Origin of the sequence: Peribacillus sp. TH16 (assembly GCF_016651095.1) — a bacterium.
Classification (GTDB): domain Bacteria; phylum Bacillota; class Bacilli; order Bacillales; family DSM-1321; genus Peribacillus; species Peribacillus butanolivorans.
Genome location: NZ_JAEKEM010000002.1, coordinates 1,394,283 through 1,419,385, shown reverse-complemented (window position 1 = coordinate 1,419,385; position 25,103 = coordinate 1,394,283). Strand labels below are relative to the sequence as shown.

28 protein-coding genes are annotated in these 25,103 nt (G+C 37.0%); 17 read left to right on the top strand and 11 right to left on the bottom strand.

What is annotated here, in order from left to right:
- Window positions 1-101 precede the first annotated feature (101 nt).
- Window positions 102-185, top strand: a complete 84-nt coding sequence (locus JFV29_RS06840) for a YjcZ family sporulation protein (protein WP_034314699.1) — start codon at window positions 102-104, stop codon at window positions 183-185.
- Window positions 186-297: 112 nt separating this feature from the next.
- Here JFV29_RS06840 and JFV29_RS30230 read toward each other — a convergent pair whose 3' ends face one another.
- Window positions 298-480, bottom strand: a complete 183-nt coding sequence (locus JFV29_RS30230; RefSeq protein ID WP_034314696.1) for a hypothetical protein — start codon at window positions 478-480, stop codon at window positions 298-300.
- A 111-nt stretch (window positions 481-591) separates the two neighbouring features.
- Window positions 592-978 (bottom strand): DUF3267 domain-containing protein, encoded by a 387-nt coding sequence (locus JFV29_RS31585; protein ID WP_223305572.1) that lies wholly within the window; start codon window positions 976-978, stop codon window positions 592-594.
- A gap of 384 nt (window positions 979-1,362) precedes the next feature.
- Here JFV29_RS31585 and JFV29_RS06830 point away from each other — a divergent pair, with 384 nt between their 5' ends.
- Window positions 1,363-1,689 (top strand): DUF1878 family protein, encoded by a 327-nt coding sequence (locus tag JFV29_RS06830; protein ID WP_201181962.1) that lies wholly within the window; start codon window positions 1,363-1,365, stop codon window positions 1,687-1,689.
- A 7-nt stretch (window positions 1,690-1,696) separates the two neighbouring features.
- Here the strand turns inward: JFV29_RS06830 and JFV29_RS06825 are convergent, their stop codons facing one another.
- From JFV29_RS06825 to JFV29_RS06805, 5 genes are all read right to left on the bottom strand, one after another.
- Complete coding sequence (locus tag JFV29_RS06825; RefSeq protein WP_053344917.1) at window positions 1,697-2,275, bottom strand: HTH-type transcriptional regulator Hpr; 579 nt, start codon at window positions 2,273-2,275, stop codon at window positions 1,697-1,699.
- A 189-nt stretch (window positions 2,276-2,464) separates the two neighbouring features.
- Window positions 2,465-2,827: a YtxH domain-containing protein gene (locus JFV29_RS06820; protein WP_201181959.1), complete on the bottom strand. Its 363-nt coding sequence runs from the start codon at window positions 2,825-2,827 to the stop codon at window positions 2,465-2,467.
- A gap of 620 nt (window positions 2,828-3,447) precedes the next feature.
- The gene (locus tag JFV29_RS06815) at window positions 3,448-3,966 is read right to left on the bottom strand and encodes a tryptophan transporter (protein ID WP_098174919.1); all 519 of its coding nucleotides are present in this window, start codon (window positions 3,964-3,966) and stop codon (window positions 3,448-3,450) included.
- 130 nt (window positions 3,967-4,096) lie between these two features.
- On the bottom strand, window positions 4,097-5,200 hold the full coding sequence (gene serC / locus JFV29_RS06810) for a 3-phosphoserine/phosphohydroxythreonine transaminase (RefSeq protein WP_201181956.1): 1,104 nt from the start codon (window positions 5,198-5,200) through the stop codon (window positions 4,097-4,099).
- A 281-nt stretch (window positions 5,201-5,481) separates the two neighbouring features.
- Window positions 5,482-5,904 carry an HIT family protein gene (locus JFV29_RS06805; RefSeq protein ID WP_053344922.1) on the bottom strand — a complete coding sequence of 141 codons (423 nt, stop codon included), beginning with the start codon at window positions 5,902-5,904 and terminating at the stop codon, window positions 5,482-5,484.
- Between the two features lie 660 nt (window positions 5,905-6,564).
- Here JFV29_RS06805 and JFV29_RS06800 point away from each other — a divergent pair.
- From JFV29_RS06800 to JFV29_RS06790, 3 genes are all read left to right on the top strand, one after another.
- Window positions 6,565-7,308: an ABC transporter ATP-binding protein gene (locus JFV29_RS06800; RefSeq protein WP_053344923.1), complete on the top strand. Its 744-nt coding sequence runs from the start codon at window positions 6,565-6,567 to the stop codon at window positions 7,306-7,308.
- Window positions 7,301-8,509 (top strand): ABC transporter permease, encoded by a 1,209-nt coding sequence (locus JFV29_RS06795; RefSeq protein ID WP_201181954.1) that lies wholly within the window; start codon window positions 7,301-7,303, stop codon window positions 8,507-8,509. Before JFV29_RS06800 ends, JFV29_RS06795 begins: the two co-directional genes overlap by 8 nt.
- Before the next feature lie 284 nt (window positions 8,510-8,793).
- The gene (locus tag JFV29_RS06790) at window positions 8,794-9,498 is read left to right on the top strand and encodes an EcsC family protein (protein ID WP_201183422.1); all 705 of its coding nucleotides are present in this window, start codon (window positions 8,794-8,796) and stop codon (window positions 9,496-9,498) included.
- Window positions 9,499-9,526: 28 nt separating this feature from the next.
- On the opposite strand, the gene JFV29_RS06785 is transcribed toward JFV29_RS06790, so the two are convergent.
- Window positions 9,527-10,702, bottom strand: a complete 1,176-nt coding sequence (locus tag JFV29_RS06785; protein WP_201181953.1) for a M20 family metallopeptidase — start codon at window positions 10,700-10,702, stop codon at window positions 9,527-9,529.
- Window positions 10,703-10,795: 93 nt separating this feature from the next.
- On the opposite strand from JFV29_RS06785, the gene JFV29_RS06780 reads away from it, so the two are divergent.
- Entirely contained in the window at window positions 10,796-11,419 is a 624-nt protein-coding gene (locus JFV29_RS06780; protein WP_201181951.1) for a phosphatase PAP2 family protein, read from the top strand.
- Window positions 11,420-11,653: 234 nt separating this feature from the next.
- Here JFV29_RS06780 and JFV29_RS06775 read toward each other — a convergent pair whose 3' ends face one another.
- A complete protein-coding gene (locus JFV29_RS06775) occupies window positions 11,654-12,169 on the bottom strand; it encodes an antibiotic biosynthesis monooxygenase family protein (RefSeq protein ID WP_056528055.1) in 516 nt (171 codons plus the stop codon).
- 294 nt (window positions 12,170-12,463) lie between these two features.
- Here JFV29_RS06775 and hemE point away from each other — a divergent pair, with 294 nt between their 5' ends.
- The 4 genes from hemE to JFV29_RS06755 all read left to right on the top strand — a co-directional run bounded on the left by hemE (window position 12,464) and on the right by JFV29_RS06755 (window position 15,470).
- Window positions 12,464-13,507 carry a uroporphyrinogen decarboxylase gene (gene hemE, locus JFV29_RS06770; protein ID WP_053344929.1) on the top strand — a complete coding sequence of 348 codons (1,044 nt, stop codon included), beginning with the start codon at window positions 12,464-12,466 and terminating at the stop codon, window positions 13,505-13,507.
- 79 nt (window positions 13,508-13,586) lie between these two features.
- Window positions 13,587-14,522, top strand: coding sequence for a ferrochelatase (hemH, locus tag JFV29_RS06765; protein ID WP_201181949.1), 936 nt, complete (start codon window positions 13,587-13,589; stop codon window positions 14,520-14,522).
- A 16-nt stretch (window positions 14,523-14,538) separates the two neighbouring features.
- Window positions 14,539-14,742 carry a hypothetical protein gene (locus JFV29_RS06760; RefSeq protein ID WP_201181947.1) on the top strand — a complete coding sequence of 68 codons (204 nt, stop codon included), beginning with the start codon at window positions 14,539-14,541 and terminating at the stop codon, window positions 14,740-14,742.
- 152 nt (window positions 14,743-14,894) lie between these two features.
- Window positions 14,895-15,470, top strand: coding sequence for a TetR/AcrR family transcriptional regulator (locus JFV29_RS06755; protein WP_056528061.1), 576 nt, complete (start codon window positions 14,895-14,897; stop codon window positions 15,468-15,470).
- Between the two features lie 181 nt (window positions 15,471-15,651).
- Here JFV29_RS06755 and yhfH read toward each other — a convergent pair whose 3' ends face one another.
- Window positions 15,652-15,780: a protein YhfH gene (gene yhfH / locus JFV29_RS06750; RefSeq protein ID WP_082527657.1), complete on the bottom strand. Its 129-nt coding sequence runs from the start codon at window positions 15,778-15,780 to the stop codon at window positions 15,652-15,654.
- A 172-nt stretch (window positions 15,781-15,952) separates the two neighbouring features.
- On the opposite strand from yhfH, the gene JFV29_RS06745 reads away from it, so the two are divergent.
- The 4 genes from JFV29_RS06745 to JFV29_RS06730 all read left to right on the top strand — a co-directional run bounded on the left by JFV29_RS06745 (window position 15,953) and on the right by JFV29_RS06730 (window position 20,150).
- Window positions 15,953-16,687, top strand: coding sequence for an MBL fold metallo-hydrolase (locus tag JFV29_RS06745; RefSeq protein ID WP_201181945.1), 735 nt, complete (start codon window positions 15,953-15,955; stop codon window positions 16,685-16,687).
- A gap of 45 nt (window positions 16,688-16,732) precedes the next feature.
- On the top strand, window positions 16,733-17,722 hold the full coding sequence (locus JFV29_RS06740) for a lipoate--protein ligase (RefSeq protein ID WP_201181943.1): 990 nt from the start codon (window positions 16,733-16,735) through the stop codon (window positions 17,720-17,722).
- Between the two features lie 179 nt (window positions 17,723-17,901).
- Complete coding sequence (locus JFV29_RS06735; RefSeq protein WP_201181941.1) at window positions 17,902-19,446, top strand: fatty acid--CoA ligase family protein; 1,545 nt, start codon at window positions 17,902-17,904, stop codon at window positions 19,444-19,446.
- A gap of 176 nt (window positions 19,447-19,622) precedes the next feature.
- Complete coding sequence (locus JFV29_RS06730) at window positions 19,623-20,150, top strand: HD domain-containing protein (RefSeq protein ID WP_053344935.1); 528 nt, start codon at window positions 19,623-19,625, stop codon at window positions 20,148-20,150.
- Window positions 20,151-20,243: 93 nt separating this feature from the next.
- Here JFV29_RS06730 and JFV29_RS06725 read toward each other — a convergent pair whose 3' ends face one another.
- Window positions 20,244-20,843, bottom strand: coding sequence for an SCO family protein (locus JFV29_RS06725; protein ID WP_342366507.1), 600 nt, complete (start codon window positions 20,841-20,843; stop codon window positions 20,244-20,246).
- A 192-nt stretch (window positions 20,844-21,035) separates the two neighbouring features.
- Between JFV29_RS06725 and JFV29_RS06720 the strand changes: the two genes are divergently transcribed.
- From JFV29_RS06720 to JFV29_RS06710, 3 genes are all read left to right on the top strand, one after another.
- Window positions 21,036-22,301, top strand: a complete 1,266-nt coding sequence (locus JFV29_RS06720; protein ID WP_201181940.1) for a M48 family metallopeptidase — start codon at window positions 21,036-21,038, stop codon at window positions 22,299-22,301.
- A gap of 317 nt (window positions 22,302-22,618) precedes the next feature.
- On the top strand, window positions 22,619-23,977 hold the full coding sequence (locus JFV29_RS06715; RefSeq protein ID WP_201181938.1) for an IS1182 family transposase: 1,359 nt from the start codon (window positions 22,619-22,621) through the stop codon (window positions 23,975-23,977).
- Between the two features lie 263 nt (window positions 23,978-24,240).
- A complete protein-coding gene (locus JFV29_RS06710; RefSeq protein WP_053344938.1) occupies window positions 24,241-25,050 on the top strand; it encodes a YitT family protein in 810 nt (269 codons plus the stop codon).
- Window positions 25,051-25,103 lie beyond the last annotated feature (53 nt).

Here is a 25,103-nt window from a genome sequence, read left to right as displayed (position 1 = left end):
TTAAAATGCTTATCAAGCTAATGAAAGGAATGATTCCTTTTAGCGGATATAAGAGTGTGCATGAAATTGCTATTACTTAAGAATGGAAAGGAGGAAGATCAATGTCTGGAGGAATAGGTGGAGGCTTTGCTCTAATTGTCGTTCTTTTCATCCTGTTAGTCATAATTGGAGCTTCTTGGTTATAAACTCATAAACAAAAAGGCGAAGCTGCTCGCTTCGCCCTTTTCTTTATGTGGATAATGCCCCGGGTATCATCAATGTATGTAACAAATGATAATCAACATTTGTTGCTCATCTCTACGTATACAAAATTTCAATATAGGAGGATAATAACATAATAGTAATTAATACATTAATGGTCCTGAATACTTTAGGCTGCCGGTCTTCAGCAATTTCCTTTTGAATACATAAAGAATTTGTCATTCTATTAATATTATAAAGAATCAGTATAGCAAAAATAATAAACCAGAACGAGATCAAAACCTAAAATCCCTCCTTACAAAACATCATGTATAAATACGATACCAAATTATAATGAAAAAAGATACCTAAAAATCTGTCAGTCATCTTTATGAATAAAAAGACAATCAATTACTTTTGGATGAGGATGTCGTATCCTTCTCCATGTTCTTCAATAAAGGAATGCCCTGGCGAACCAACTAGATTTTTTATATAAATGAAATCCGATACACATAATCCGGTGTGCAGGGAAAATAAAATAGTGAAATAATGGATGTAATGTGGATAACTAAGGGCACACCCAATTAATATGACAGACATAATTAAAAAGGGTAGCACTAGCGTCAAGAGATATAGGTGCTTTCGAATGGGGTAATGCACATTTATTTTGCATGTGAGCACGAGTCTCCACTTCAAAGACCAGGATGTTTTCACTTTTTTACATAGTAATCGTAGAGGTAAATAGTGTAATAGTTTGTGAACAGGATATAATAAGAGCAATAGGCTAAAAAATACCATTGTTTGATCGTCATACAAAACGACATGAGTTGAAAAGACACTTAATAATGTATAGATCATAACAAAAGACATCAATATAGTAAAAACTGAAAAAATAATTAAACGGCAACTCCCATATTGTTTTGTTACGTCTATTGTTTTCCACGAATTCATTTTGAAATCAGCCCTCCATAGACCGTTGAATTTACTTACATACATTACGATGAATGAGTTGAAAAAGCAATAGAATTTTTGGATTTAGTTTGAAGATAAAAAACAGTGCAGAATGAAGAAGGCTACAATAAGATAAAATCGAGTTCTAAATGAAGAATAAGGTGGATTTTGGGCGGAATAATGGTTTGGAGTCTTTATGCTAAATAATGATTGATTGGGGATTAATAATGTATGGGAAATATAAATGAAGAAATAGAAATACTCCGTTTTCATCAGCAACTATTATTAAACCTTATACGTAATCCGGAGGCAAAGTTAGACTTTCTTTTTGTGGAAAAAAATTTCACGAAGAAGGAAGCGGAAGAGTTGTTGGAGACATGTGATATATTGAGCAAACGCTATGAAATAGAAAAAGCGGAAGGGTACATGAACTTTCGACCGCTTTTTATTCAATTTGAAAAAAGGTTGAATCCTAAAATAACCATAAAAGAATGTATTAACGCATGCCTCTCACAAGGTTTATATGTATCATTCATGAAGGAAATGAATAGAGTGTGAGATTAAATTAAACTGGCTCAGTTTCTTTCTCTATCTTTTTTTTTGTGATTTTGCCTTCAACGTCAGTAAACTCCTGATCAATGTTATCGAATGACCGTTCAAAGATTTGCATGAAATCTTCCCCGTATATGTTACGAATGACAGCCATCATTTCAATCATATCCGGAAACTTACCATAAAGTTCACGAAGTGGAAGTGCACCTGAGAAAGCTGAGTTTTTACTTGGGTCATATGACTCCATTAACTCAAGTAGAACTCTTTCACCTTCTGGAGTTATCTCAATATACGTATTTCTTTTGTCATTCTCTTTCTTGGAGAATGTTAAAAATCCACGTTCCTCTAATTTTTTTGAAAAGTTAAATGCTGTTGAAACATGCATGACCCCAAATTTTGCAACGTCTGAAATGGAAGAGCCATTAAGATGATAAGCAATCCAAAGAATATGGTGCTCATTGATGTTTAAATCATAGGGCTTAATCCATTGCTGCCAATCTTTTTCAATCGATTTCCATAATGCTTTGCTTAATTGTGCAATTCGTTGACTAAAAATCATTGCTTCTTTCATAGAATAATTTTTATTCTGCATTTTATGGGCTCACCTACTTATCAGATTCTGTATATTTATTATGACAATAAAATAAAAATTAATAAAGATAATATTTGCAAAATTTTTAGAAAATTTAAGGTTTTTTAATAGATTCTCCATTTTTCTCTAATAAACTATGTAAATTATTGGGAAAAATGGAGAATCAGCCTTGTATGATGGTGTTAACTTTTAGTTTTTAGGAGAAGGTAATGCTGTTTCTAATTCTTTCAGAGAATCTTCAATTTCTTGAACATTCTTCAATAATTCCGTTTTATTTGGTTCAATTTCCTGCTTCCAGTTCTCAATGACCACCTGAACATCTGAAATGAAGGTTTTCACCGTTTCTTTGCTGATTTGTGTAGCTTCCATTGTGTCATCTTTAATATTTAACAATTTTGCCTTTAACTCATCAATGGCTGCCTTAATTTCTTCCGTGTTTGTTTTGATGCGAGTCCGTAAGTCTTTACCAGAACTTGGTGCAGAAAGTAAGGTTGCTGCTCCCGCTACAACTGTTCCAGTTAAAAAGCCAATTAGTAATGATTTTGCTTTCATTAGGATCACCTCATTTTATAATATTGATTTCGCTTTACATGGTCTAAATCCCTGCTGGAAAAACATCAATTGGAAATTAAGTTATATAGGGATATAAATACTATTGATAACAAAATACCATAATTTTCATCCTTAGGGAAGAGTCTCTACCATTTTATCTTTATATCACAAAAATATTTTTTTAAACTTAGATATTAAATATATAATATTTAAAAATAACTTGAAAATTAATCTATAAATGCTTCATATAAAGAAAAGAACGGCATATAGATAGTAAAAAACTAGCTGTCGGATCATTGATGGCATTGGTGGGTAATAATGAAATTTATATTTTTATTAGGCCTAATATGCCTGTGTGGAATGGGGTATTTTCTAAGGAAAGCAAAAAATCCTGGTATCTATCCTCCTAAGAGGGTGCATCAAACTAGAGCGTTCGCTTTGGGCCTACCTGGGGTCTTTCTGCTTTTTATTTGGTTTATGTGGGTATTGATTCATTAAGCCTCAGAGGATTTGTTTTAATGTCAGAGATAAGTCTAGATGCTGACTAAATCCCAGATTCATAAGGAGAAAAAAAAGCACCGGTCATTCCGGTGCTTTTTTAAGTATGATATTCCTGCTGTTTAAGCATGAGCGGGTATATTTGATTTTTTTACAATGCCGTTCACAATTGGATAAATGATAACCATCGCAACTGTATTTAGCAGTACGGCAGGAAGGACAACAGCTCCGAATAGTGCAACGAAAGGCCCTGGTAGGGAGACGATATAATAAGCCGAACCAAGGAAGGCAGCGCCGGAAATAATTGTTCCTACGGCAGTCAATATACTTACGGTGACAACGGATGTTGAAAACTTCTTAAGACTGATGAATAAAAGATAAAACAGAAAAGCTGTTACCAACTTGTCTATGATATTTGGAATTTGTCCTCCGGGGAATGTTGTTGTCATGGCAGAGATAGCTCCAGCAGCCAAGGCTACAATGAATACATTCTTTTTCTCGGGAAACAGTGCAATCGCCAAAAACATCATCAACAGCATCATGTCCGGTTTCATTCCTAGGAAGAATCCTGGAACAATAAAATGCAAAGCAGCCCCAATCCCGATTAAAAGGGATATTGACACAAGAGTTTTCGTTTTCATTTACTCATCTCTCCTATTCTCATCTCAACTAAAATCTTTTCTTCAACAATGCACTACTGCTTGTTGCAAGAAGTTTAAAATAGTATATCATAAGACCTATTTTTTTAGAAGTCTTAAATTTGCATAGAAACTAGAGGGCTTGTGCTTCAGTTGCTTTATAGGATTCTTGAAACTTTTTCATGAAGTCAGCAAGATCTTGGCAATGTGAAAGCGGTACCGCATTATAAATGGATGCTCTGCAGCCTCCAATAGATCGGTGACCGTTTAGTCCCACAAATCCAGCTTGCTTAACTTCTTTCAGGAATTGTTTTTCAGCTTCTTCAGTCGGAAGTGTGAACGTTACATTCATATGTGAACGGCTGTCTGGAAGGGCATGGCCTTTGTAAAAACCATTGCTGTTGTCGATAGCATCGTAAATGACTTTTGCCTTTTCTCCATTTACTTCGGCAATCTTCTCTACACCGCCCTGTTCTTTGGCCCAATCCAACACAAGTGACAATAAGTAAATCGCTAATGTCGGCGGTGTGTTATATAATGAGTTATTTTTTGAATGAATAGAATAATTCAACATGGATGGGATTTTTTCATTATCAGTTATTAAATCTTTACGGATGATAACGACGGTAATTCCAGAAGGTCCTAGATTTTTTTGTGCACCAGCATAAATGATTCCGAATTTACTAACATCAATTTTTTTGCTAAGGATATCACTTGACATATCAGCTACTAGTGGAACGTTACCTGTTTCTGGGAAATGTTTCCATTGTGTTCCGTAAATTGTATTATTACTTGTAATATGAAGATATGCCGCATCTTCATTCAATTTGATATCCTCAAGTTTAGGAATGAACGTATATTTTTCATCCTTAGATGAAGCAACGACTGCTGTATTACCAACTTTTTCGGCTTCCTTTAAAGCTTTTTCCGACCAAGAACCTGTTAGTACAAAATCTGCGCGTTGTCCCTCATTCAAAATGTTCATAGGAATCATAGAGAATTGAAGACTGGCTCCCCCTTGCAGAAAAAGAACCTCATAATTTTCAGGAATTTCCAAAAGATCTTTTAAGGATTGAATGGCATGGTTATGAATTTTTTCAAATTCAGCACTTCGATGGCTTAATTCCATGACAGACATACCAGAATCCTCAATATTCAACCATTCGTTTTGAGCTCTTTGTAAAACTTCTAAGGGAAGGGCGGCTGGCCCAGCGTTAAAATTGCGTGCACGTTTCAATTTTCTTCCTCCTATACGGCTATGTGTTAAAGTATTTTAGTCTATTTATATCCTACCAGAAAACTAAATTCAATAGGAGGAAAATTTAGAATTTTAGATGGATAATCATTTTGATTTAGGAAGGAGTAGAAGAGGAGGAAATAAATAGGTCCTTCACTGTGAGTGAGGACCTATTTAGGGTATTTAATTGTCACGGTACAACTGAATAGTATTGAACGTAAGTTGTAATCTTCTAAACATTTTGGGAGATAGACAATAACCCTTTACTGGTAGCGGGAGTTTCACTTAATATGCTGTGCAATAGAGTCGGCTATTTGTTTCAGGTCATCGGGTGTATAGTCACGTGTATGTGTTTTCCAAACTGCCCCAAAGCCGTCATTTTCTCCGTGTCGTGGAATTAAGTGCATATGAAAATGGAAAACGGACTGTCCGGCTGCTTCCCCGTTATTATTTAAAAGATTAAGGCCGACAGGTTGGAATTCTTGTTTCATGGCACGGGCAATTTCAGGCACGACTTCAAATAGATTTTTGGCGATTTCCGGTGTTAACTCGTAAAGGTTTTCCTTATGTACTTTAGGAATCACCAAAGTATGGCCTTTTGTTACTTGACTGATATCAAGAAAAGCTAGCACATGTTCATTTTCAAAAACTTTCGTACTTGGAATTTCACCATCGATTATTTTGCAGAAAATGCAATCACTCATTAAAAACGCCCCTTTAAAAAAATTAATGTATTTGGTTAATCGTACCATAGCTTGATTCCCTGAGAAAAGAAAAAACCATAAAAACAGGATGCAACGGAAAGTTGCACCCTGTCTGTTTGAAAAAGGGGGTTTTGCTTCAATTCGCATTAGCATAAATTCTCTGCGACAAACACCTCATCTACAGTAAAGTAAAGTAAAATACGGTTATCTGATTAGAGATTTTCCATTCAAAGCAACCATCTCCTATATCTTTAAAGTTTCATCAACTTTCAAAGCATAAATGATAATTATTGAATGATTTTTCTGCTTTTACGTGCAAGCGAACCATCTCCTTGCTCGATACGATTTTTTATGAAGCTTCTGGTTTAATTCAGTTTATACGTCTTTAACTGACACCTCATTTACAATATGATGTGAATCATTTGTAATAAAACGTTTGGGCATTTCAGTGTAATACGTCTTTAACTGACACCTCATTTACAATATGATGTGAATCACACGTAATGACTAACCCCTTCTTCCTTAATTATGATGGCCATTAAGTGAAAAAATATAATTGGTTATTTGTGGAAATTTATTTCTGGGGACACTCGACTATATAAAAGCAGAAGAATTTGATAAAATGGAAATAAGAACCTCTATATAGAAAGGATCGTTTATATGTCCTTATTGGAAATTAAGCAACTAGTCGGGGGATACACGAAAACGCCCGTTTTAAAAGGAATAAGTTTTGACATTCAACCCAATGAGCTAGTTGGATTAATCGGGCTTAACGGGGCTGGGAAAAGTACAACAATTAAACATATTATCGGACTCATGGAACCGAAAGGCGGAAGTGTCTCGATTCATGGAAAAACACTTGCGCAGGATCCGGATACATATCGAAAACAATTCTCTTACGTACCAGAAACTCCTATCTTGTATGATGAGCTGACACTTGAGGAGCATTTAAAGTTGACGGCCATGGCGCATGATTTGGAAGAAGCGACATATAAAGAAAGGATGAATGTCCTTTTAAAGGAATTCCATATGGAAAAGAGACTGAAATGGTTTCCGGCCCACTTTTCAAAAGGGATGAAACAAAAGGTCATGATCATGTGTGCCTTTTTAATACAGCCATCTTTATATATTGTTGACGAACCTTTTGTAGGTCTCGATCCGCTAGGCATTCAATCGTTGCTTGATTTAATGAGGAAAATGAAAGAGAGTGGAGCCGGGATCTTAATGTCCACTCATATTCTGGCAACGGCCGAGAGGTATTGTGATTCTTTCATCATTCTGCACAATGGAGAAATTAGGGCAAAAGGTAATCTAGAGCAACTTCGCGAACAATTCTCCATGCCGGGGGCAACACTTGACGATTTGTATATCCAATTAACGAAAGAAGAAATTGGTCATGAATAGTCAAAATCTCTGGACGGAAAGATATTTAGGCTACATCAAGGAAATGCAAAAATATTTGCGCTATATTTTTAACGGCCATCTTGTCTTCGTAATGGTATTGGCATTTGGTGGTTTGGCTTATTATTACAGTGACTGGGTTAGAACATTAGACAGTAACTTCCCGGCTGAATTGATTATGGCCTTTGTTTTAGCAATCATTGTAACCAGAAGCCCAATAAATACATTTTTAAAAGAACCAGATACAGTGTTTTTGCTTCCGCTTGAAACTAAATTGAAGAGCTATTTCAAAAATTCTCTTTTATTAAGTTGGGTTATGCAAGGCTTTATCCTGTTGATTGTCTTAACTGCATTTATACCGATGTATGCGAAGGTTACGGGTGCAAGCGGTGCAGACTTTGGGGTCATTCTTGTTGTTTTGTTGATAATTAAATATTTAAATTTAATTATGCGTTGGCACGTGTTGAAATATCAGGATGCATCAGTGAGTCATTGGGACTCCTACATCCGTTTTTTACTTAATGGTGTGCTGCTCTATTTTGTTTGCACAAAAGCCAATATTCTATTTGTACTTATAACCTTCATATTATTGGTAGGACTGTATAGGTATTACCGTAGTGCAACTAGGGGCTTTGTATTGAAGTGGGAGCGGCTTGTTGATCTTGAAAACAAAAGAATGACTTCCTTTTACAAGATCGCGAATATGTTTACTGATGTTCCTCATTTGAGAGGGAAGGTTGCAAGAAGGAAATGGATGGACTGGCTGTTAGACTTCATACCGTATGGTAAGAAATCAACGTATAATTATCTTTATGCCCGAACATTACTGCGTTCCAATGATTATGTTGGACTTTGCCTGCGATTAACGGTAATTGGCTCAGTTGTTTTAGCTGTTTTTACAAACATATGGGCACATTTGATTGTCACCTTTATTTTCCTATTTATGACAGCTCTCCAACTTCTGCCGGTTTGGAAGGCACATGAATGGAAAGTATGGGTGTCACTGTATCCTTTGCCAGCAAAAATGAGAGAATTCGCAGTAATAAAGCTTATTTCTTATTTCCTATTATTTGAGGACCTTGTCTTCAGTATAGTCCTGCTTATAAAAGGGGAATGGATGTCTGCTTTAGCTGCTTTGGCGATGGGGCTTGTTTTCCTGTTGGGCTTTAAAAATTATGCAATAAAGAAAATAAAAAACTTTTAAAGATGAAGCTGATTTTTCAAAAGAAAAATCAGCTTCATCTTTTAAAAAGGCTCTGTTAAACGATAGTAAGTTTTTCTTTCACAATCGTGGAAGAAATGTTGAATTACAACATAAAATTACTCTGAACGGGTGCTTTAGTTCATCAAGGTACTTCCAAAAGGACCGGTAACGGCCCTTTTAATTTTTCAAAAAATCAACATGTTTGTTTAACTGAGCCTTTAAGAAAGAAAATTGAAACTAAAAGCCATATCAGGAGTATATACATGAATAGTGGGGGTGGGGAAATGAATGCATACGAACAAATGGCACTTTCTGAACTTGTTTCATGGAAAAAGAAAATTGCTAAGAAATCGGGCATGCTTGAGCGCATGTCCAAAAAGGCTCAAATAAAAGTGAACAGTTATATTCCAAACCGAGTGCATAAAGTAATTGCTGATAGCATTAAAAGTATGGTAGATGCCGTATTATCAGGGTCTAAATATATGTCAAAAGAAAAAAATGTGATGCTGCTATCTTTACAACAAAAAGAAGAATGGGTTGCGGAAACTATAGCGGCCTATCGAAAAACAGCTGTTATTGAAGGTGTAGGAACAGGAGCAGCCGGTCTTTTAATAGGGTTGGCTGATTTTCCTCTCCTTTTAAGCATTAAGATGAAGTTATTATTTGAAATATCACGTTTGTATGGTTTTGACCCAAACAAGTATGAGGAACGCCTTTTTATTCTTCATATTTTTCAGCTGGCTTTTTCAAGCGAGGAAAAAAAGATGGAAACATTACAGTTTATAGAAGAATGGGATTCAGAGAATGTGCACGAAATCAACTGGCAGGAATTTCAACAGGAATATCGCGATCACATAGATGTAATCAAAATGTTTCAGCTGGTACCAGGATTTGGGGCTGCAGTTGGTGCATATGCTAATCATCATTTGCTTGAACACCTTGGCGAGACAGCAGTTAATTGTTACCGAGTTAGACTTCTAACTAAATAAAGGGACGGGGATATCCCGCCCTTTATCTTTATTTATTATGATATGTAACCGCTGCAGTGCCTAATGTCTTGGCGGCAATGAGCATCGCCTTTTCATCGATGTCAAACAAAGGATGGTGATGAGGATAGGTATGGACATCATTTTTGGGTTTGGCTCCTGTAAAGAAGAATGTACCTTTCACTTTTTGTAAATAATAAGAAAAATCTTCTCCTGTCATATCTGGGTCAATTTCCTCTGTAACTAGAACTTCTTTGACTGATTTGGTGCATTCGATAAGAAATTTTGTTTCCTCATTATGGGGGATAACAGCTGGATAACCTTGAAAATATTGATAGTCATAGGTGCAATCGGCAGCTAGACAAGTTCCTTTGACAACCCGCTCTATTTCTTCGCTTATAAATGAGCGGAGGTCTTCCTTGAAAGTGCGGACGGTCCCCACAATTTTAGCTTTATCTGCAATGACGTTAAAGGCATTATCGGCCACGAAGGAACCAATAGTGATAACTGCAGAATCTAATGGGTTAAGACGCCGACTTACGATTTGTTGTAATGCGACCACTAGCTGTGAACCTACAACAATCGCATCACGGGTTTTGTGTGGTTGGGCTCCGTGTCCTCCTTGCCCCTGAATCAGGATTTCAAATCGATCAGCAGCAGCCATTATTGGCCCTAAAGTGTATTGAACCGTTCCTGTAGGAGCCGTAGCCCATAAATGGGTGCCGAAAATTACATCCACGCCATCAAGGCAGCCAGCATCAATCATTGGTTTAGCGCCCCCTGGAGCATATTCTTCCGCATGCTGATGAATAAAAATATACTGACCTTCGAGCTCATCTTTCAGTTCATGAAGGTTTTTTGCAAGGACTAGAAGAGTCGCCGTATGGCCATCGTGACCGCATGCATGCATGACCCCTGGGACAGTAGACCTATAGGATACTTCTTTTTCATCTTGAATAGGTAAGGCATCGAAATCAGCGCGCAATGCCACTGTTTTACCAGGTTTACTGCCGGTAATCTTTGCAACTACGCCATTACCTCCCACATTTGATTGACAGTCTATACCTAGATTTTGATAATAATCAGAGATAAAGGCTGCAGTTTTGGTTTCTTGAAAAGAAAGCTCTGGATGTTGATGAAGATATCGCCTAATGGAAACCATTTCTTCATAAGACCCTTCTAAAAGAGCGTGTAATTGGTGTATCATTATGCACCTCCTAAATGATTGTTAATTGTAAATAGTATATCATAATCTGAATAATCAAAAGTATTATAATACCACTCCGAGGAGAGTTATATCATGATTAAATATGCAAGGATTACCGTAATTTTGCTTTGCATGATCATATTCATTTTTTTGATGAATGAAGTTCAAAATGGGAAGGTTCTAGCGTTTGATGAATTTATTTTGGATCATTTAACCGTGGTGGAGAATACATATTTGTTTACATTTTTTAAATCGATTACATATTTCGGCAGTTCGATATTTATTGGCTTTGGAAGTTTACTTTTTATCCTTTATTTATGGATGAAAAAGAAGGATTATTTGGCTATAGCCGTTTTCTCGATTGGAGTTGCTGGAGGGGACTTGTTGAAGAGAGGGATAAAAAACCTTATTCAAAGAGAAAGACCGGAAAATCATTTGGTCAATGCAGCTGGCTTCAGTTTTCCAAGTGGCCACTCCATGGTGGGCCTTATTTTTTTCAGTATGATTGCTTACTTTATAATAAAAGAAGTCAAATCGAAATCGGTAAAATGGGGAGTAGGAATTAGTTTCACTCTTCTAGTACTCGTCATAGGAATCAGCAGGATTGCCCTGAAAGTACATTTTCCCACGGATGTCCTGGCTGGTTTTGTGCTTGGTGTTGGATATAGTTTAACGTGTCTGTGTTTGTATCAGTGGCTGGAACGGAGAGTAATATGAAACATTGATTTACAGGTGCGATATTTGTAACTAACAAAATCATTTCCCCGGAAATAAAGAAGAAATTTGTCGTATTTCATAGGAATTAAAACACTCAAAGCCGTATGTCAGTATCATTTTGGAAGGTCGCAAGCAGCTAATCTAAATCAAACAATTCGGATTTGAAAGATAAAAAGGCCCATCCTCTTAAGGATGGGCCTTTTGTTATTGATGCGGGGTTGCGACAAGAATATTTTATTCTTCAGAATCCTTCATCAAAGTATATTGCGTCACATACGCTTCCCCTGAGAACATCTTCTGGCTGGAATTCGTTACAGGAGGCTTAGAATCGCCATTATGTGCTTTTTGAAAAGAACTAGATTTTTTCCAATTCAAAAAGTCCGCTTGCTTTTCCCATATAGTCAAGATGACATAAGTTTCTGAATTGGTTGGTCGCAGGACACGGAGGGCGACAAATCCAGGTTCTTTTTCAATGAAGCCTGCTCTGTTTTTAAAACGGTGTTCAAATACCGGACGTCCTTCTTCACTGACAGGGATATTGTTCATTACCACATATCCATGATTTTGAAGGTCACCCTTTCCATCCACTACTTCAAATTTACGTGGTGAGCTAAAGATTGTTTTCCCTGGTGTTTCATGCAAAAGTACTGCAGTTTCAGAATTTTGCATAAGTAATATTTTTTCATTCGGGTGCTTATCTTTTTTGATTTTTAAAAAATCGTATGTGCCTGATGTAATGAATACATTCATATAGATCCCCTCCAAACACTAATAGTAGGTGTATACCCATTTTACCCAATCAATAGTGTTTTTACCATTTCTAATCAAATATAAATCTTCATGTCCAATTCAAATAGCTTTGGAAATTAGTCTGAGAAAATCCTAAAAACGTCGATTTTCTGACAAATAATTAGCTTGGCTATACTTCTATTATAGAAAAAGCTATAGTTTAAGGAGATTCAATTTGAAATTCAACTTCCATCTGATATTCTATGTAAGTATGAATAAAAAAATAGAACGTGACTGCTTGAAAGGTGGATATTAATGTCTAAGGAAATTACGAATGATACATTTTTAAAAGCTGCGAGAGGTGAGAAAACGGATCATGTGCCTGTTTGGTATATGCGTCAAGCTGGCCGTTCACAGCCAGAATACCGTAAATTGAAAGAAAAGTACTCCCTTTTTGAAATTACTCACCAGCCGGAATTATGCGCCTATGTGACAAGATTGCCTGTGGAGCAATATGATGTAGATGCGGCGATTTTATATAAAGATATTATGACACCGCTACCAGCCATTGGAGTGGATGTAGAAATTAAGTCAGGAATCGGTCCAGTCATATCTAATCCAATTCAATCGGTGAAAGATGTTGAAAAATTAGGAGAATTAAATCCTGAGGAAGACATACCATACGTGTTGGACACTATCAAATTATTAACTACAGAGCAATTGACTGTACCTTTGATTGGTTTTTCAGGTGCTCCATTTACGATTGCTTCTTATATGATAGAGGGCGGTCCTTCCAAAAACTACAATAAGACGAAAGCTTTTATGTATTCTGAGCCGGTAGCTTGGTTTGCTTTGATGGACAAGTTAGCAGATATGATTATCATCTATGTAAAGGCACAAATTAAAGCGGGTGTTAAAGCCATTCAAATCTTTGATTCATGGGTTGGGGCGTTAAATGTAGAAGATTATCGGGTGTTCATCAAGCCGATCATGAATCGCATTTTTGCCTCCTTACGTGAAGAAAATGTACCTTTAATTATGTTTGGTGTTGGTGCAAGTCACTTGGCATTGGAGTGGAATGATCTGCCGATTGATGTGGTGGGATTGGATTGGAGACTTCCTATCTCGGAAGCAAGAAAGATGGGTATACAGAAAACAGTTCAAGGTAACCTTGATCCGGCCCTCCTTTTATCATCTTGGGATGTTATAGAAGAGCGGACGAAACAAATCCTTGACCAAGGTATGCAGCAGGATGGCTACATCTTCAATCTTGGACATGGGGTGTTCCCTTCCGTGAATCCGGAAACTTTGAAGAAATTGACCGCTTTCATTCATGATTACTCATCAAATAAGAAGTAAACCTGATCGAACTGTTTGCTAAAAAACCTTATGTGGATGCACAATAAAAGAACGGAATTTTTAAAAGAGGTGTAAATTCATGTCAAGAAAAAAAATGGGCCTTTTAGTCATGGCTTATGGTACTCCATACACAGAAGAGGATATTGAAAGATATTATACACATATTCGTCATGGAAGAAGACCTAGTGAAGAATTGATTGCCGATCTTAAAGGCAGATATGAAGCGATTGGTGGATTGTCTCCCCTTGCAAAAATCACAGCAGGACAAGCAGAAGCGCTTGAAAAACAATTAAATTCAATTCAGGAAGAAATTGAATTTAAGGCATACTTAGGGCTTAAACATATCGAACCATTTGTTGAAGACGCTGTTAAACAAATGCATGATGATGGTATCTCGGAAGCGGTCAGTATCGTATTGGCACCGCATTTTTCAACTTTCAGTGTGAAGTCTTACAATGGGCGTGCGCAGGATGAAGCAGCTAAATTGGGTGGTCTGACCATTACTTCTGTTGAAAGCTGGTATGATGAGCCAAAATTCATTCAATATTGGGTGGACCAACTAAAAGAGACAATTGGAAAAATGACTTCGGAAGAACGCGATAATTATGCTTTGGTTGTTTCTGCACATAGCCTTCCGGAAAAGATTTTACAATTAGGAGATCCATATCCAAAGCAACTTGAAGAAACGGCGAATCTAATCGCTGAAGGCGCAGGGGTTTCCAATTATGCAGTAGGCTGGCAAAGTGCCGGACAAACGCCTGAACCGTGGTTAGGACCGGATGTGCAGGATTTGACTAGAGATCTCTATAAAGAAAAAGGTTATAAGGCCTTCATTTATATTCCTGTTGGTTTTGTATCCGAGCATCTTGAAGTTCTTTATGATAATGATTATGAATGTAAAGTTGTTACAGAAGAAATTGGAGCCGGTTACTACCGACCTGATATGCCAAATGTAAAACCTGCATTTATCGACGCCTTGTCTACAATTATTATAAAGAAATTACAGGAGAAATAATTTTCAAAATAGGGCGATGAATGGTGAATCATACAATGAAAACGATTGCTATAATCGGAGGAGGAATAACTGGTCTGCAGCTGAGTATTCCTTGCAGGTAGTATATGACGGGTTCAGTTTGCCGGACTGCATTGATCAATCTGAGGCCGTAGTCGATAAAGTCGTTGAGTTCATCAAACAAAATAACATCTTCAATTCTAATAAGGTGGCTGTCCAGTAACGAGGATAGCCACTTTCTATATACGTTTAAGATGAATACTGTGTATGTTCTGTAAGTTCGCAAAAAATTAATTGAAAAAACAGAAAGATTTTGGTAAGATATTATTGAACTTATTGACTATTCTGTTCGTTTGGTCGGAATTGAGGTGGAAAATGTCTGTTGATCGTAAAAAATTAATTTTAGAAGCCGCGACCAAGTCTTTTTCCCTTTTTGGATACAAGGCAACGACAATGGATCAAGTGGCTAAAATTGCCAATGTCGGAAAAGGAACAATCTATACCTTTTATAAAAATAAAGAAGAGCTTTTTAAAGAAATTGTTCAGCGGATGATAGAGGAAATGAAATATGAGGCTGAACAATCCCTGGATGATCAATTCTCCTTTTTTGAAAATCTTCATCGAGCTGTTTATCGTATTTTGGAGTTTAGACAGGAACATCAATTATCTTTAAAACTTCTTCAGGAAGAACGGGAAATTGGCACACCGGCTGTTCAGGAAATGGTTAATGAAATGGAAGAAGCTATTGTTTCCTATATTAAAGAAAAACTTAAATCAGCGATTGATAAAGGCTATATTCAGCCTTGTGATCCAGAAATAACAGCTTTCCTCATGTTAAAAATGTACCTTGCCCTTATTTTCGATTGGGAGAGGAATCATGAACCATTAGGAAAAGAAGAAATTGCTGAGCTATTCAAAATATATTTATTTAAAGGATTATCTGTTACTTGATAATTCTATTTTTTTGCTTATATGACCTAAAACAGCACATTCAAATTGAAGGAAATATAAAAAGACGATCCAATTAATTGGATCGTCTTTTTATATTTGGGGATAGGTCCAGCTGCGAAACTGGAACTTTATATGGGATCATCCTGCTAATTGGGAAGCGGATGGTGAAACACGTAAACTATTACTTTACAGAAAGGCAATGATCACAGTGGTTTCCATAACATTCGTGCTGTTCTTCAATCTTTTTTCCGCATTCCGTGCATTGTTTAGGAGGCAGGTTTTTAAAGAACTCAACGCTACTTTGAATCATGAACATCATCTCCTGAATTTTTTATTAATTTCTTTTCTATAGTATTCATTGTATTATAACAGAATCACTGTGTCAATGTATGTTTTATAACATGGGTAAAAAAGATGAAAATAGGGGAAGAATAGTTTATATTAATGGGGAAGTCATTGTGAGAAAAAAGGAGTGCCTAAGCATGAAAATCACCGTAATTGGTTGTTGGGGCGGATATCCAGCTAAAAATGAGGCAAGTTCTGGCTATTTGCTTGAATATGAAGATTTTCGCATTCTGCTTGATTGCGGTAGCGGTGTTCTATCACAGCTACAAAATCATATGAAGCCGGAGGAACTCAGTGCGGTAGTATTATCCCACTATCATCCAGATCACGTAGCGGATGTAGGTGTCCTGCAACACGCTGCGCTAATTCAGCAAATACTGGGCAGCGAAAAAAGGACTATTCCTATTTATGGTCATGATTTAGATGCAGCCGAATTTGAAAAGTTAACCTATAAAGATATAACAAAGGGGATTGCCTACTCTGCTGATGAGCCTTTAACCATCGGTCCATGCAAATTTACTTTTATGAAAACAAAACATCCAGTTCCATGCTTTGCAATGAGAATAGAGGCTGAAAATCATTCGATTGTATACACAGGGGACAGCTCTTATATGGATGAGTTGGCTGATTTCGCCAAGGATGCAAATGTTTTATTATGTGAAAGCAACTTTTACAGTAATATGGACGGCTCAAAGGCCGGTCATATGACAGCTAGGGAAGCGGGCATACTTGCTGATAAGGCAGACGTCCAGCTTTTACTCTTAACTCATCTTCCACATTATGGTGATCTGAATCAACTGAAAAAAGAAGCATCAGAGGTATTCAAACGGGAAATTGCAGTAGCGAAAAGCAATCTCGAATTTCAACTATAAATGAATCATCAGGGGTATGAATGAAGTCGACAAGGGGGAACAACGGTGCTTTTTATTGATAACAAAGGAATCACAGATCCACAGATTAATCTGGCTATTGAAGAGTATGCACTCAAACACTTAAATATAGATGAAACCTATCTTTTATTCTATATTAATCGTCCTTCAATCATCATAGGGAGAAATCAAAATACGATTGAAGAAATTAATGCCGATTATGTTGAAGATAACGGTATTACTGTTGTCAGACGTCTTTCCGGGGGTGGAGCGGTTTATCATGATTTAGGAAATCTCAATTTCAGTTTCATCACGAAAGATGATGGGGACAGCTTCCATAATTTTAAGAAATTCACTCAACCTGTGGTAGAAACGCTTGAAAAACTAGGAATTCATGCTGAATTAAGTGGACGTAATGATATTCTTGCTGAAGGAAAGAAAATCTCTGGCAACGCGATGTTTTCAACGAAGGGCAGGATGTTCAGTCATGGGACATTGTTGTTTCATTCAGAAATGGACCATATTGTTTCCGCTTTAAAAGTGAAAAAAGATAAAATTGAGTCAAAAGGGATTAAATCAATTAGAAGCCGTGTCGGTAATATCGCTGATTTTCTAAAAAAACCGATGACTGTTGAGGAATTCCGTTCTTTCCTTCTGAAAAATATTTTTAAAGATAGTGGAGAAATTACAGAGTATGTTTTAACAGAAGAAGATTGGGATAAGATTCATAAAATCTCAGAGGAAAGATATCAAAACTGGGAGTGGAACTACGGAAAATCACCTAAATTCAACTTGCAAAACTCACATAGGTTCCCGGTTGGGTCGGTTGATATCCGTCTTGAAGTGAATAGGGGAATCATTGAGAACTGTAAAATTTACGGTGACTTCTTTGGAGTTGGCGAAGTTATTGACATAGAACAAAAGCTTACTGGAACTCGTTATGAAAAAGAATCTATCAGCTCGGTATTAGGTGAAATAGATGTTCGACATTATTTTGGCAATGTAACAAAAGATGAGATAGTAGCTTTAATATATTAATTTTGAAAAGCCGTCCGAGCCTATAAGGACGGCTTTTGTGTCTAATAATGACATTAATTGCTTGAATTTGGATAAAAATGTTGCTGTAATCATTTACTTTTAATATAATAAAACTGTATTTAGTTTGAGCTAAAAATGAATGATTATTCATTCATGCTTTTTACAGGGGAGGGAGAACGATGAATTTATCTGAACAGCTTCATCAAACGGCTTTAAGAAAGGCTGATAAGCCAGCTTATTATTTTATGGATCAATCCACTTCATATGGAGAATTGGATGAAGCTGTAACAAAGTTTGCAGACGAACTACATAAGCTTGGTGTTTCAACTGGTGATAATGTTGCGTTGGTTTTAGGCAATTCTCCACATTTTATTATTTCGTTGTATGGGGCTTTACGAGCAGGGGCGACCGTAATACCAGTAAATCCAATTTACACACCTGATGAAATTGGGTACATCCTGAATAATGGCGATGTAAAGGTCGTTGTAGCTTTAGATAAGCTTTTACCCTTATTAGAGAATATGAACCCCATTCTTTCAAGTGTTGAACAATATGTAATTTGTGAAACGCAACCGGCTAATGGGGATATAAGTAAACTGAATATTTACCCTAAAATGAAATCGTTTACAGAGATGCTGAAAAAGGGGGATGTCCACTTTTTAGGACCGAGACTGGATCCTGAAGATACGGCAATCATTCTATATACTTCTGGGACCACTGGAAAACCAAAAGGGGCCATGCTCTCACATACAAATATTTACTCCAATGCACATGATGTCGGCGAATATTTAAAAATCACGGAAAATGACCGTGTTGTTACGACACTGCCAATGTTTCATGTTTTCAGTTTAACAGTCGTTGTGAATGCTCCATTGTTGAGCGGAGGTACACTGTTAATTGTCCCGCAATTTAGTCCAAAGGAAATATTCAGGCTAATCAAAAAATTTAATGCGACTGTTTTTGCTGGCGTACCAACAATGTATAATTTCCTTTTCCAATATCCAGATGGTAAAGAAGAAGATTTGAATTCGTTACGAATATGTATTTCAGGTGGGTCTGCCATGCCGGTTTCGCTGCTGGAATCCTTTGAACAGAAATTTAATATTATTGTTTCAGAAGGTTACGGCTTGTCTGAAGCATCACCTGTCACATGCTTTAACCCTTTGGATCGTCCAAGGAAGGCCGGATCAATCGGAACATCAATCCTTCATGTTGAAAACAAAGTCGTAAATGAGCTTGATGAAGAAGTGCCTGTCAATGGAGTGGGCGAATTGATTGTCAGAGGTCCGAATGTAATGAAAGGGTATTACAAAATGCCGGAAGAGTCGGCTGCTGTTTTAAAAAACGGCTGGCTATATACTGGTGACCTAGCCCGGATGGATGAAGAAGGCTACTTTTTTATTGTAGATCGTAAAAAGGAATTAATCATTGTTGGTGGTTATAATGTCTATCCGCGTGAAGTCGAAGAGGTTCTATACGCCCATCCTGAAGTGGTTGAAGCCGCAGCGATAGGCGTGCCGGATCCTAATCAAGGTGAAGTCGTTCAATGCTTCGTGGTGAAAAAAAATAATGCATTGACCGAGGAAGAATTACTTGCTTATTGTTTAGAACATTTAGCTAAATATAAGGTCCCAACAAAAATTGAGTTCTTAGATGAACTTCCAAAAAATACGACAGGAAAAATTTTACGTCGTTCCTTGAAAACTCATGTAACTCAAAACTAAATATGATTTGTATCTAAGGAGATTATTGCCTATCACATGCAATAGTCTCCTTTTTGTACAAGCAAAGTGTATCGCCATGCATAAAGTATATAGTGGGGAGCTTAAAGTCTTGATTCTTATTTCAAAAAGAGTTATGATTGTCATTAAAAATTTCACTACATGTAAGGAGGGGTAAGATGAGAGATGTAGAGCTTTTAGATATTTTTACACATCCTATTGCTCAAAAATACTTGAACAGATCAGGCCTTGCACACGCGATTGCCGTTGCCTATCATGCGTTTCACCTAGCAAACGAATATAACGTAGATCCTGATATTGCTGCCAAAGCTGGTCTTTTGCATGATATGGGTCATTTCACCTGGTATCGCAATGGGAAATGGGATTATGACTTGTACAAACAAAATGATATCCATCCTATTAAAGGTGCAGAAAGAGCGCATAAACTGTTAATCCGGCTTGGAGAAAATCCGGTTAAAGCCAAGACTATTTCCCTCGCCATTTTATTTCACACCGATTCATTTTTACCTTCAAATGATATTATTCGAACACCGCTTCAGCAAGTCGTCAAATGGGCCGACGAAAAAGATGAAGAAGAAGGTGGAAAACACCATTATCGCAAAATTGATTTCCAACGTGCAAAGGAAAGCATAATCCAACTAGACAAACTCATTGATGAGGAACAAAGAAAAAGGCTATCATCCTGAAAATATACGGTGATAGCTTTTTTTGTGATTAAAAACAGGAGTTCTATATGGAGTATGAAAGGGTTACTACTCAAGAGGGTGTTTTTTTCGCAATTAATCGACTTCTTTCAAAATAGCTTTATACACTGCCTCTTTATCGAAATCAAATTCACCCATTCCAAAAACTTTGACGACACGATTTTCAACATCGAGCAAATAGGTTGCGGTAGTATGGACAAATTCGCCGGTTCCTGAATCTCGAAAAAGAAAATCAAATTGGTCAGTTAGCTTTTTGGTATCTTCAGGTGAACCTCGTAATATCTCCCAGCCATCCGTTTTATTTACTTCAAAGGTATTTGCATACGCATCTATTTTTTCAGCTGAATCCTTTTCCGGATTAAAAGTGATAGTTAAAAACTCCACTTTACTTCCAAAAATATTTTTCTTAACTAATTGATCTCGAATATTTTGCATTTGAAATGTGGTATTTGGACATAAATCTGGACAATCAATATACATAAACTCCAATAGCCGGACTTTAGGTTCTAATTCAGAGAAGCTGAATGTTTCACCCTCTTGTGTTTTCATCACTATATCATCTGGAAAATACATTTTTGACTGACGGTATTCTGTAAAATAAAAGATACCTGATCCAATGCCCATCACTAATAAAATTGTAAAAATAATATAAATTTTTTCATCTTTGTTGGTCACCCCAAGTCTTTATAATTATCTATCTTCACTATACAGGACTGAATTCTAAACAATGGAATGAAAACGGGCGAAATAATGAAGATTATTTGAACATTTATTGTCATTATATGATATGGAGACGGAAATACGGTTCTAACCTGTCCATTTTGGATTAAACTATAAGAGGTAGGTTAGATTTAAAGGAGGGTCGTAATGGTTAGGAAATGGGCAGGAAGAGCAGTTCTTTTATATATACTTTTTGTAGCAGTGATGTATTGGTATATTTTCTATGGGGCAGATACCTCTATTCCCCAAGCATTACGTGGTACTGCAGCAGATCCTGCAACATTTCTGAATGCAAGGGAACTAAAGCTTAGCGAAGAGTATTCAGGGTTGCGGAATTTTCTTTTTTTCGTTTCGACTCCATATGAATGGCTAATGTATTTTTTTGTTTTATTATTTGGGTTTTCAAAAGCATTTGAAAAATCGGCTTTGGGGACCTCTAAATGGAAAGTGATCCAAACAGGTATTTATTTATTTTGGCTTTCGGTGGTTTCTTATCTAGCGCTGTTTCCAATCAGTTTCATTGGTTACAGGATGAGTAAAAGTTACCATATCAGTACCCAGAGTTTCTCTTCGTGGATGAAGGATGAAGTCATCGATTTCTGGGTGAACTTTGGGATGATGTTCATCATCGTTTCAGTTTTATATTGGTTAATGAAGAAAAGTGTGAAGAAGTGGTGGCTCTACGCTTGGTTGTTGTCGATTCCATTTTCATTGTTCCTGATGTTTTTACAGCCTGTATTGATTGATCCGCTGTATAATGAATTTTATCCACTGAAAAATAAAGAATTAGAAACGGAAATATTGGCACTTGCCGCACAGGCCGAAATTCCGGCGGAACATGTATATGAAGTAAATATGGCAGAAAAGACAAATGCCTTGAATGCATATGTAACTGGTATAGGTTCGAACTCAAGAATTGTTCTTTGGGATACGATCTTGAACAAACTAGAAGAAGATGAAATACTTTTTATCATGGCACATGAAATGGCTCATTATGTTGAAAAGCATATATATATTGGTATAGCAGGTTATTTAGGAATGACTTTAGTTGGTTTGTGGCTGACATCGAAAATCATGAATTACTTTATTAGACGTTGGGGCCACATGTTAAAAATACATTCGGTTGATAGCATCTCTTCACTTCCATTATTTCTCTTAATTACGGCTGTATTACTGTTTGCCTCCAGTCCGCTTTCCAATTATGTTTCCAGATATCAAGAAACAAGGGCTGACCGTTATGCTATTGAAATGACTGGTGATAAAGAATCGGCAATCACAACGTTCCAGGAACTCACGAGGGCGGGGTTGAGTCAGGTGAATCCCCCATTACTAGTTAAATGGCTGCGTTATTCCCATCCAACGATGCTTGAGCGGATTTCTACTGTTGAAAATGATGATACAAAGGATTATTGAAAGCCAGCTGAAAATCAGCTGGCTTCAGACTGTAGACAAACTCGATGAAAATCGAGTTTGTCTACAGTTTTTTTGAGGGGTTGTAAAAATTCGACGTTGATTTCCACTCCAGTTACTCGCTTTCCGCGGGCGGTCAGGGAGCCTCCTCGGCGCCTTTGCGCCTGTGGGGTCTCCCTTGGACACGCATTTCCCGCAGGAGTCTCGCACCTTCCGTTCTTCCGTTCCAATCAACTTTGTTTTAACAATTAGATATAACCACTTTTGCCTACAGTCCTTTTTGTTTTAATATAGAAGTATTAAAACTTGAGGTGATGACGATGCTTTCGAAACATAATTCTATTCAGCGAGATCAACTTGAAATGATTACTTTGGATCAACTGGTGCCAGCGAACCATTTGGTTCGTAAAATTGAGGGGGCCATTGACTTCACTTTCATTTATGACTTGGTGAAAGAGATGTATTCAGAGATAGGGCGCCCAAGTATTGATCCAGTTATTTTAGTTAAATTGACATTCATTCAATATACCTTCGGTATTCGTTCGATGCGTAAAACGATTGAAGAAGTTGAAACGAATATGGCTTACCGTTGGTTTTTAGGTTACGGTTTCCATGATAAAGTACCTCACTTCTCAACGTTCGGGAAAAATTATGAGCGTCGCTTTAAAGATACAGACCTGTTTGAACGGATTTTTTATCGTATCTTAATGACAGCTTCAGAAAGAAAGTTAATAAGTGCAGAGCACGTATTCGTTGATTCAACACATGTGAAAGCCAGTGCGAATAAGCGAAAATTCGAAAAGAAAATCGTTCGTAAGGAAACACGAGCATATCAAGGACGCCTTCAAGAAGAAATAAATCAAGATCGTGAAAACAATGGAAAGAAGCCTTTTCCACCGGATAAATTTGATAAAGAAGAAACCAAAGAAATTAAAGAAAGTACAACTGACCCTGAGAGTGGCTACTATGTAAAAGATGAACGAACAAAACAGTTTGCCTATTCATTTCATGCGGCTGCGGACCGCAACGGTTTTGTGCTGGGGACGATTGTAACACCGGGAAATACGCATGATAGTCATATCTTAGAGCCTCTTGTTGAACAAGTGATTGAGAAAGTTGGAAAACCTGAAGCTGTTGCCGCAGATGCAGCTTACAAAACACCAGCCATTACAAGCTACCTTTTTGGGAAAGAAATCACACCAGCTTTACCCTATACACGTCCACGAACAAAAGAAGGGTTCTTTCGCAAGCATGACTATGTTTACGATGAACATTTTGATTGTTATCTCTGCCCATCGGGCGAGATTTTAAAGTACTCAACAACAAATAAAGAGGGCTATCGCGAGTACAAATCACCCAAACACACTTGTGCGACATGCTCATTTTTATCACAGTGTACAGTAAGCAAAGACCATCAAAAAGTGGTGACACGCCATATCTGGCAAAATTATATGGAAGAAGCAGATCATCTGCGTCATCACAAGGATGTAAAACCTATATATGCGAAACGTAAAGAAACAATAGAGCGTGTATTCGCAGATGCAAAAGAAAAGCATGGTATGCGTTGGACTACTTTAAGGGGACTTAAAAAATTGTCGATGCAGGCGATGCTTACTTTCGCTGCCATGAATTTAAAGAAGATAGCCAATTGGACATGGCAAGGTCCAAGAATGGCTTAATAAAGTGGGCTCGTAGAGGCCCAATCTCTTAATCTTGAGCAAAATTCAAAGGGAATTTCAAAAGGGGTCCGGAATTAAAACATTCCGAACCCCTTTTGTCTACAAACTGAAGCCAGCTGAAAATCAGCTGGCTTTTTTACTTGCCTTATTTCGGGGAAAGTGGAAGTTTGTAGTTTGTTTTCAGAAAAAACTTTTAATTTATAAATCTTAGGTTCTCTACTATAATAAATTAAATTCCCAGTTGGTTTATAAGGAGATCAGTTATGTATAATGTACTTTTCATCATTATAGGCTCAGTGCTTGTTGCATTAGCCTACAATCTATTTTTGATTCCTCATTTAATTTTGAGCAGCGGACTTAGTGGGCTTGCGATTATGTTAGGAATCATTACCCCAGTTAACACAGGGATATTGAATTTCCTGTTAAATCTGCCACTGTTGATTCTGGGATATATAAAATTAGGAAGACGTTTTATCACATATACGATATTATCAGTTGTCGTAATATCTGTCAGTTTGTATATCATTCCGATTCATGGAGTGTCCACTGAACCAATTCTGTCTTCTTTATTTGGAGGAATCATTTCGGGGGTTGGTATCGGTATCATCTTCCGTGCTTCAGGATCTTCCGGCGGATTTGATATCATTGCAATGCTTTTGGCTAAGAAAAGCGACTTTCCACTTGGTTCATTACTATCGGTGATGAATGCAGTTGTGGTTGTTATCTCAGGGTTCATCTTTGGTTGGGATGCCGCATTATATACATTGATTTCAATATATGCAGCAGGAAAAGTGATCGATACAATTCATTCTAATCACATTAAATTAACATTAATGATTGTTACGAAACAGAGTGACGAATTGAAAGAGAAGCTTCTTACCAACTTATATCGGGGAATTACTGTCATGGATGGTGAAGGTGCATACTCCGGAGAAAAGAGTAAAGTAATGATGACCGTCATTACTCGTTATCAATTAACCGATGTAAAAGCTATGATAAAAGAAGTGGATCCGAATGCTTTTGTAAATATTACTGAAACAGCCGAGGTCATGGGGATGTTTCATAAAGAATGATAAAGAAATAGAAAAGCCTCCCGACATTTGGGGAGGCTTTTTGATTATTTAGC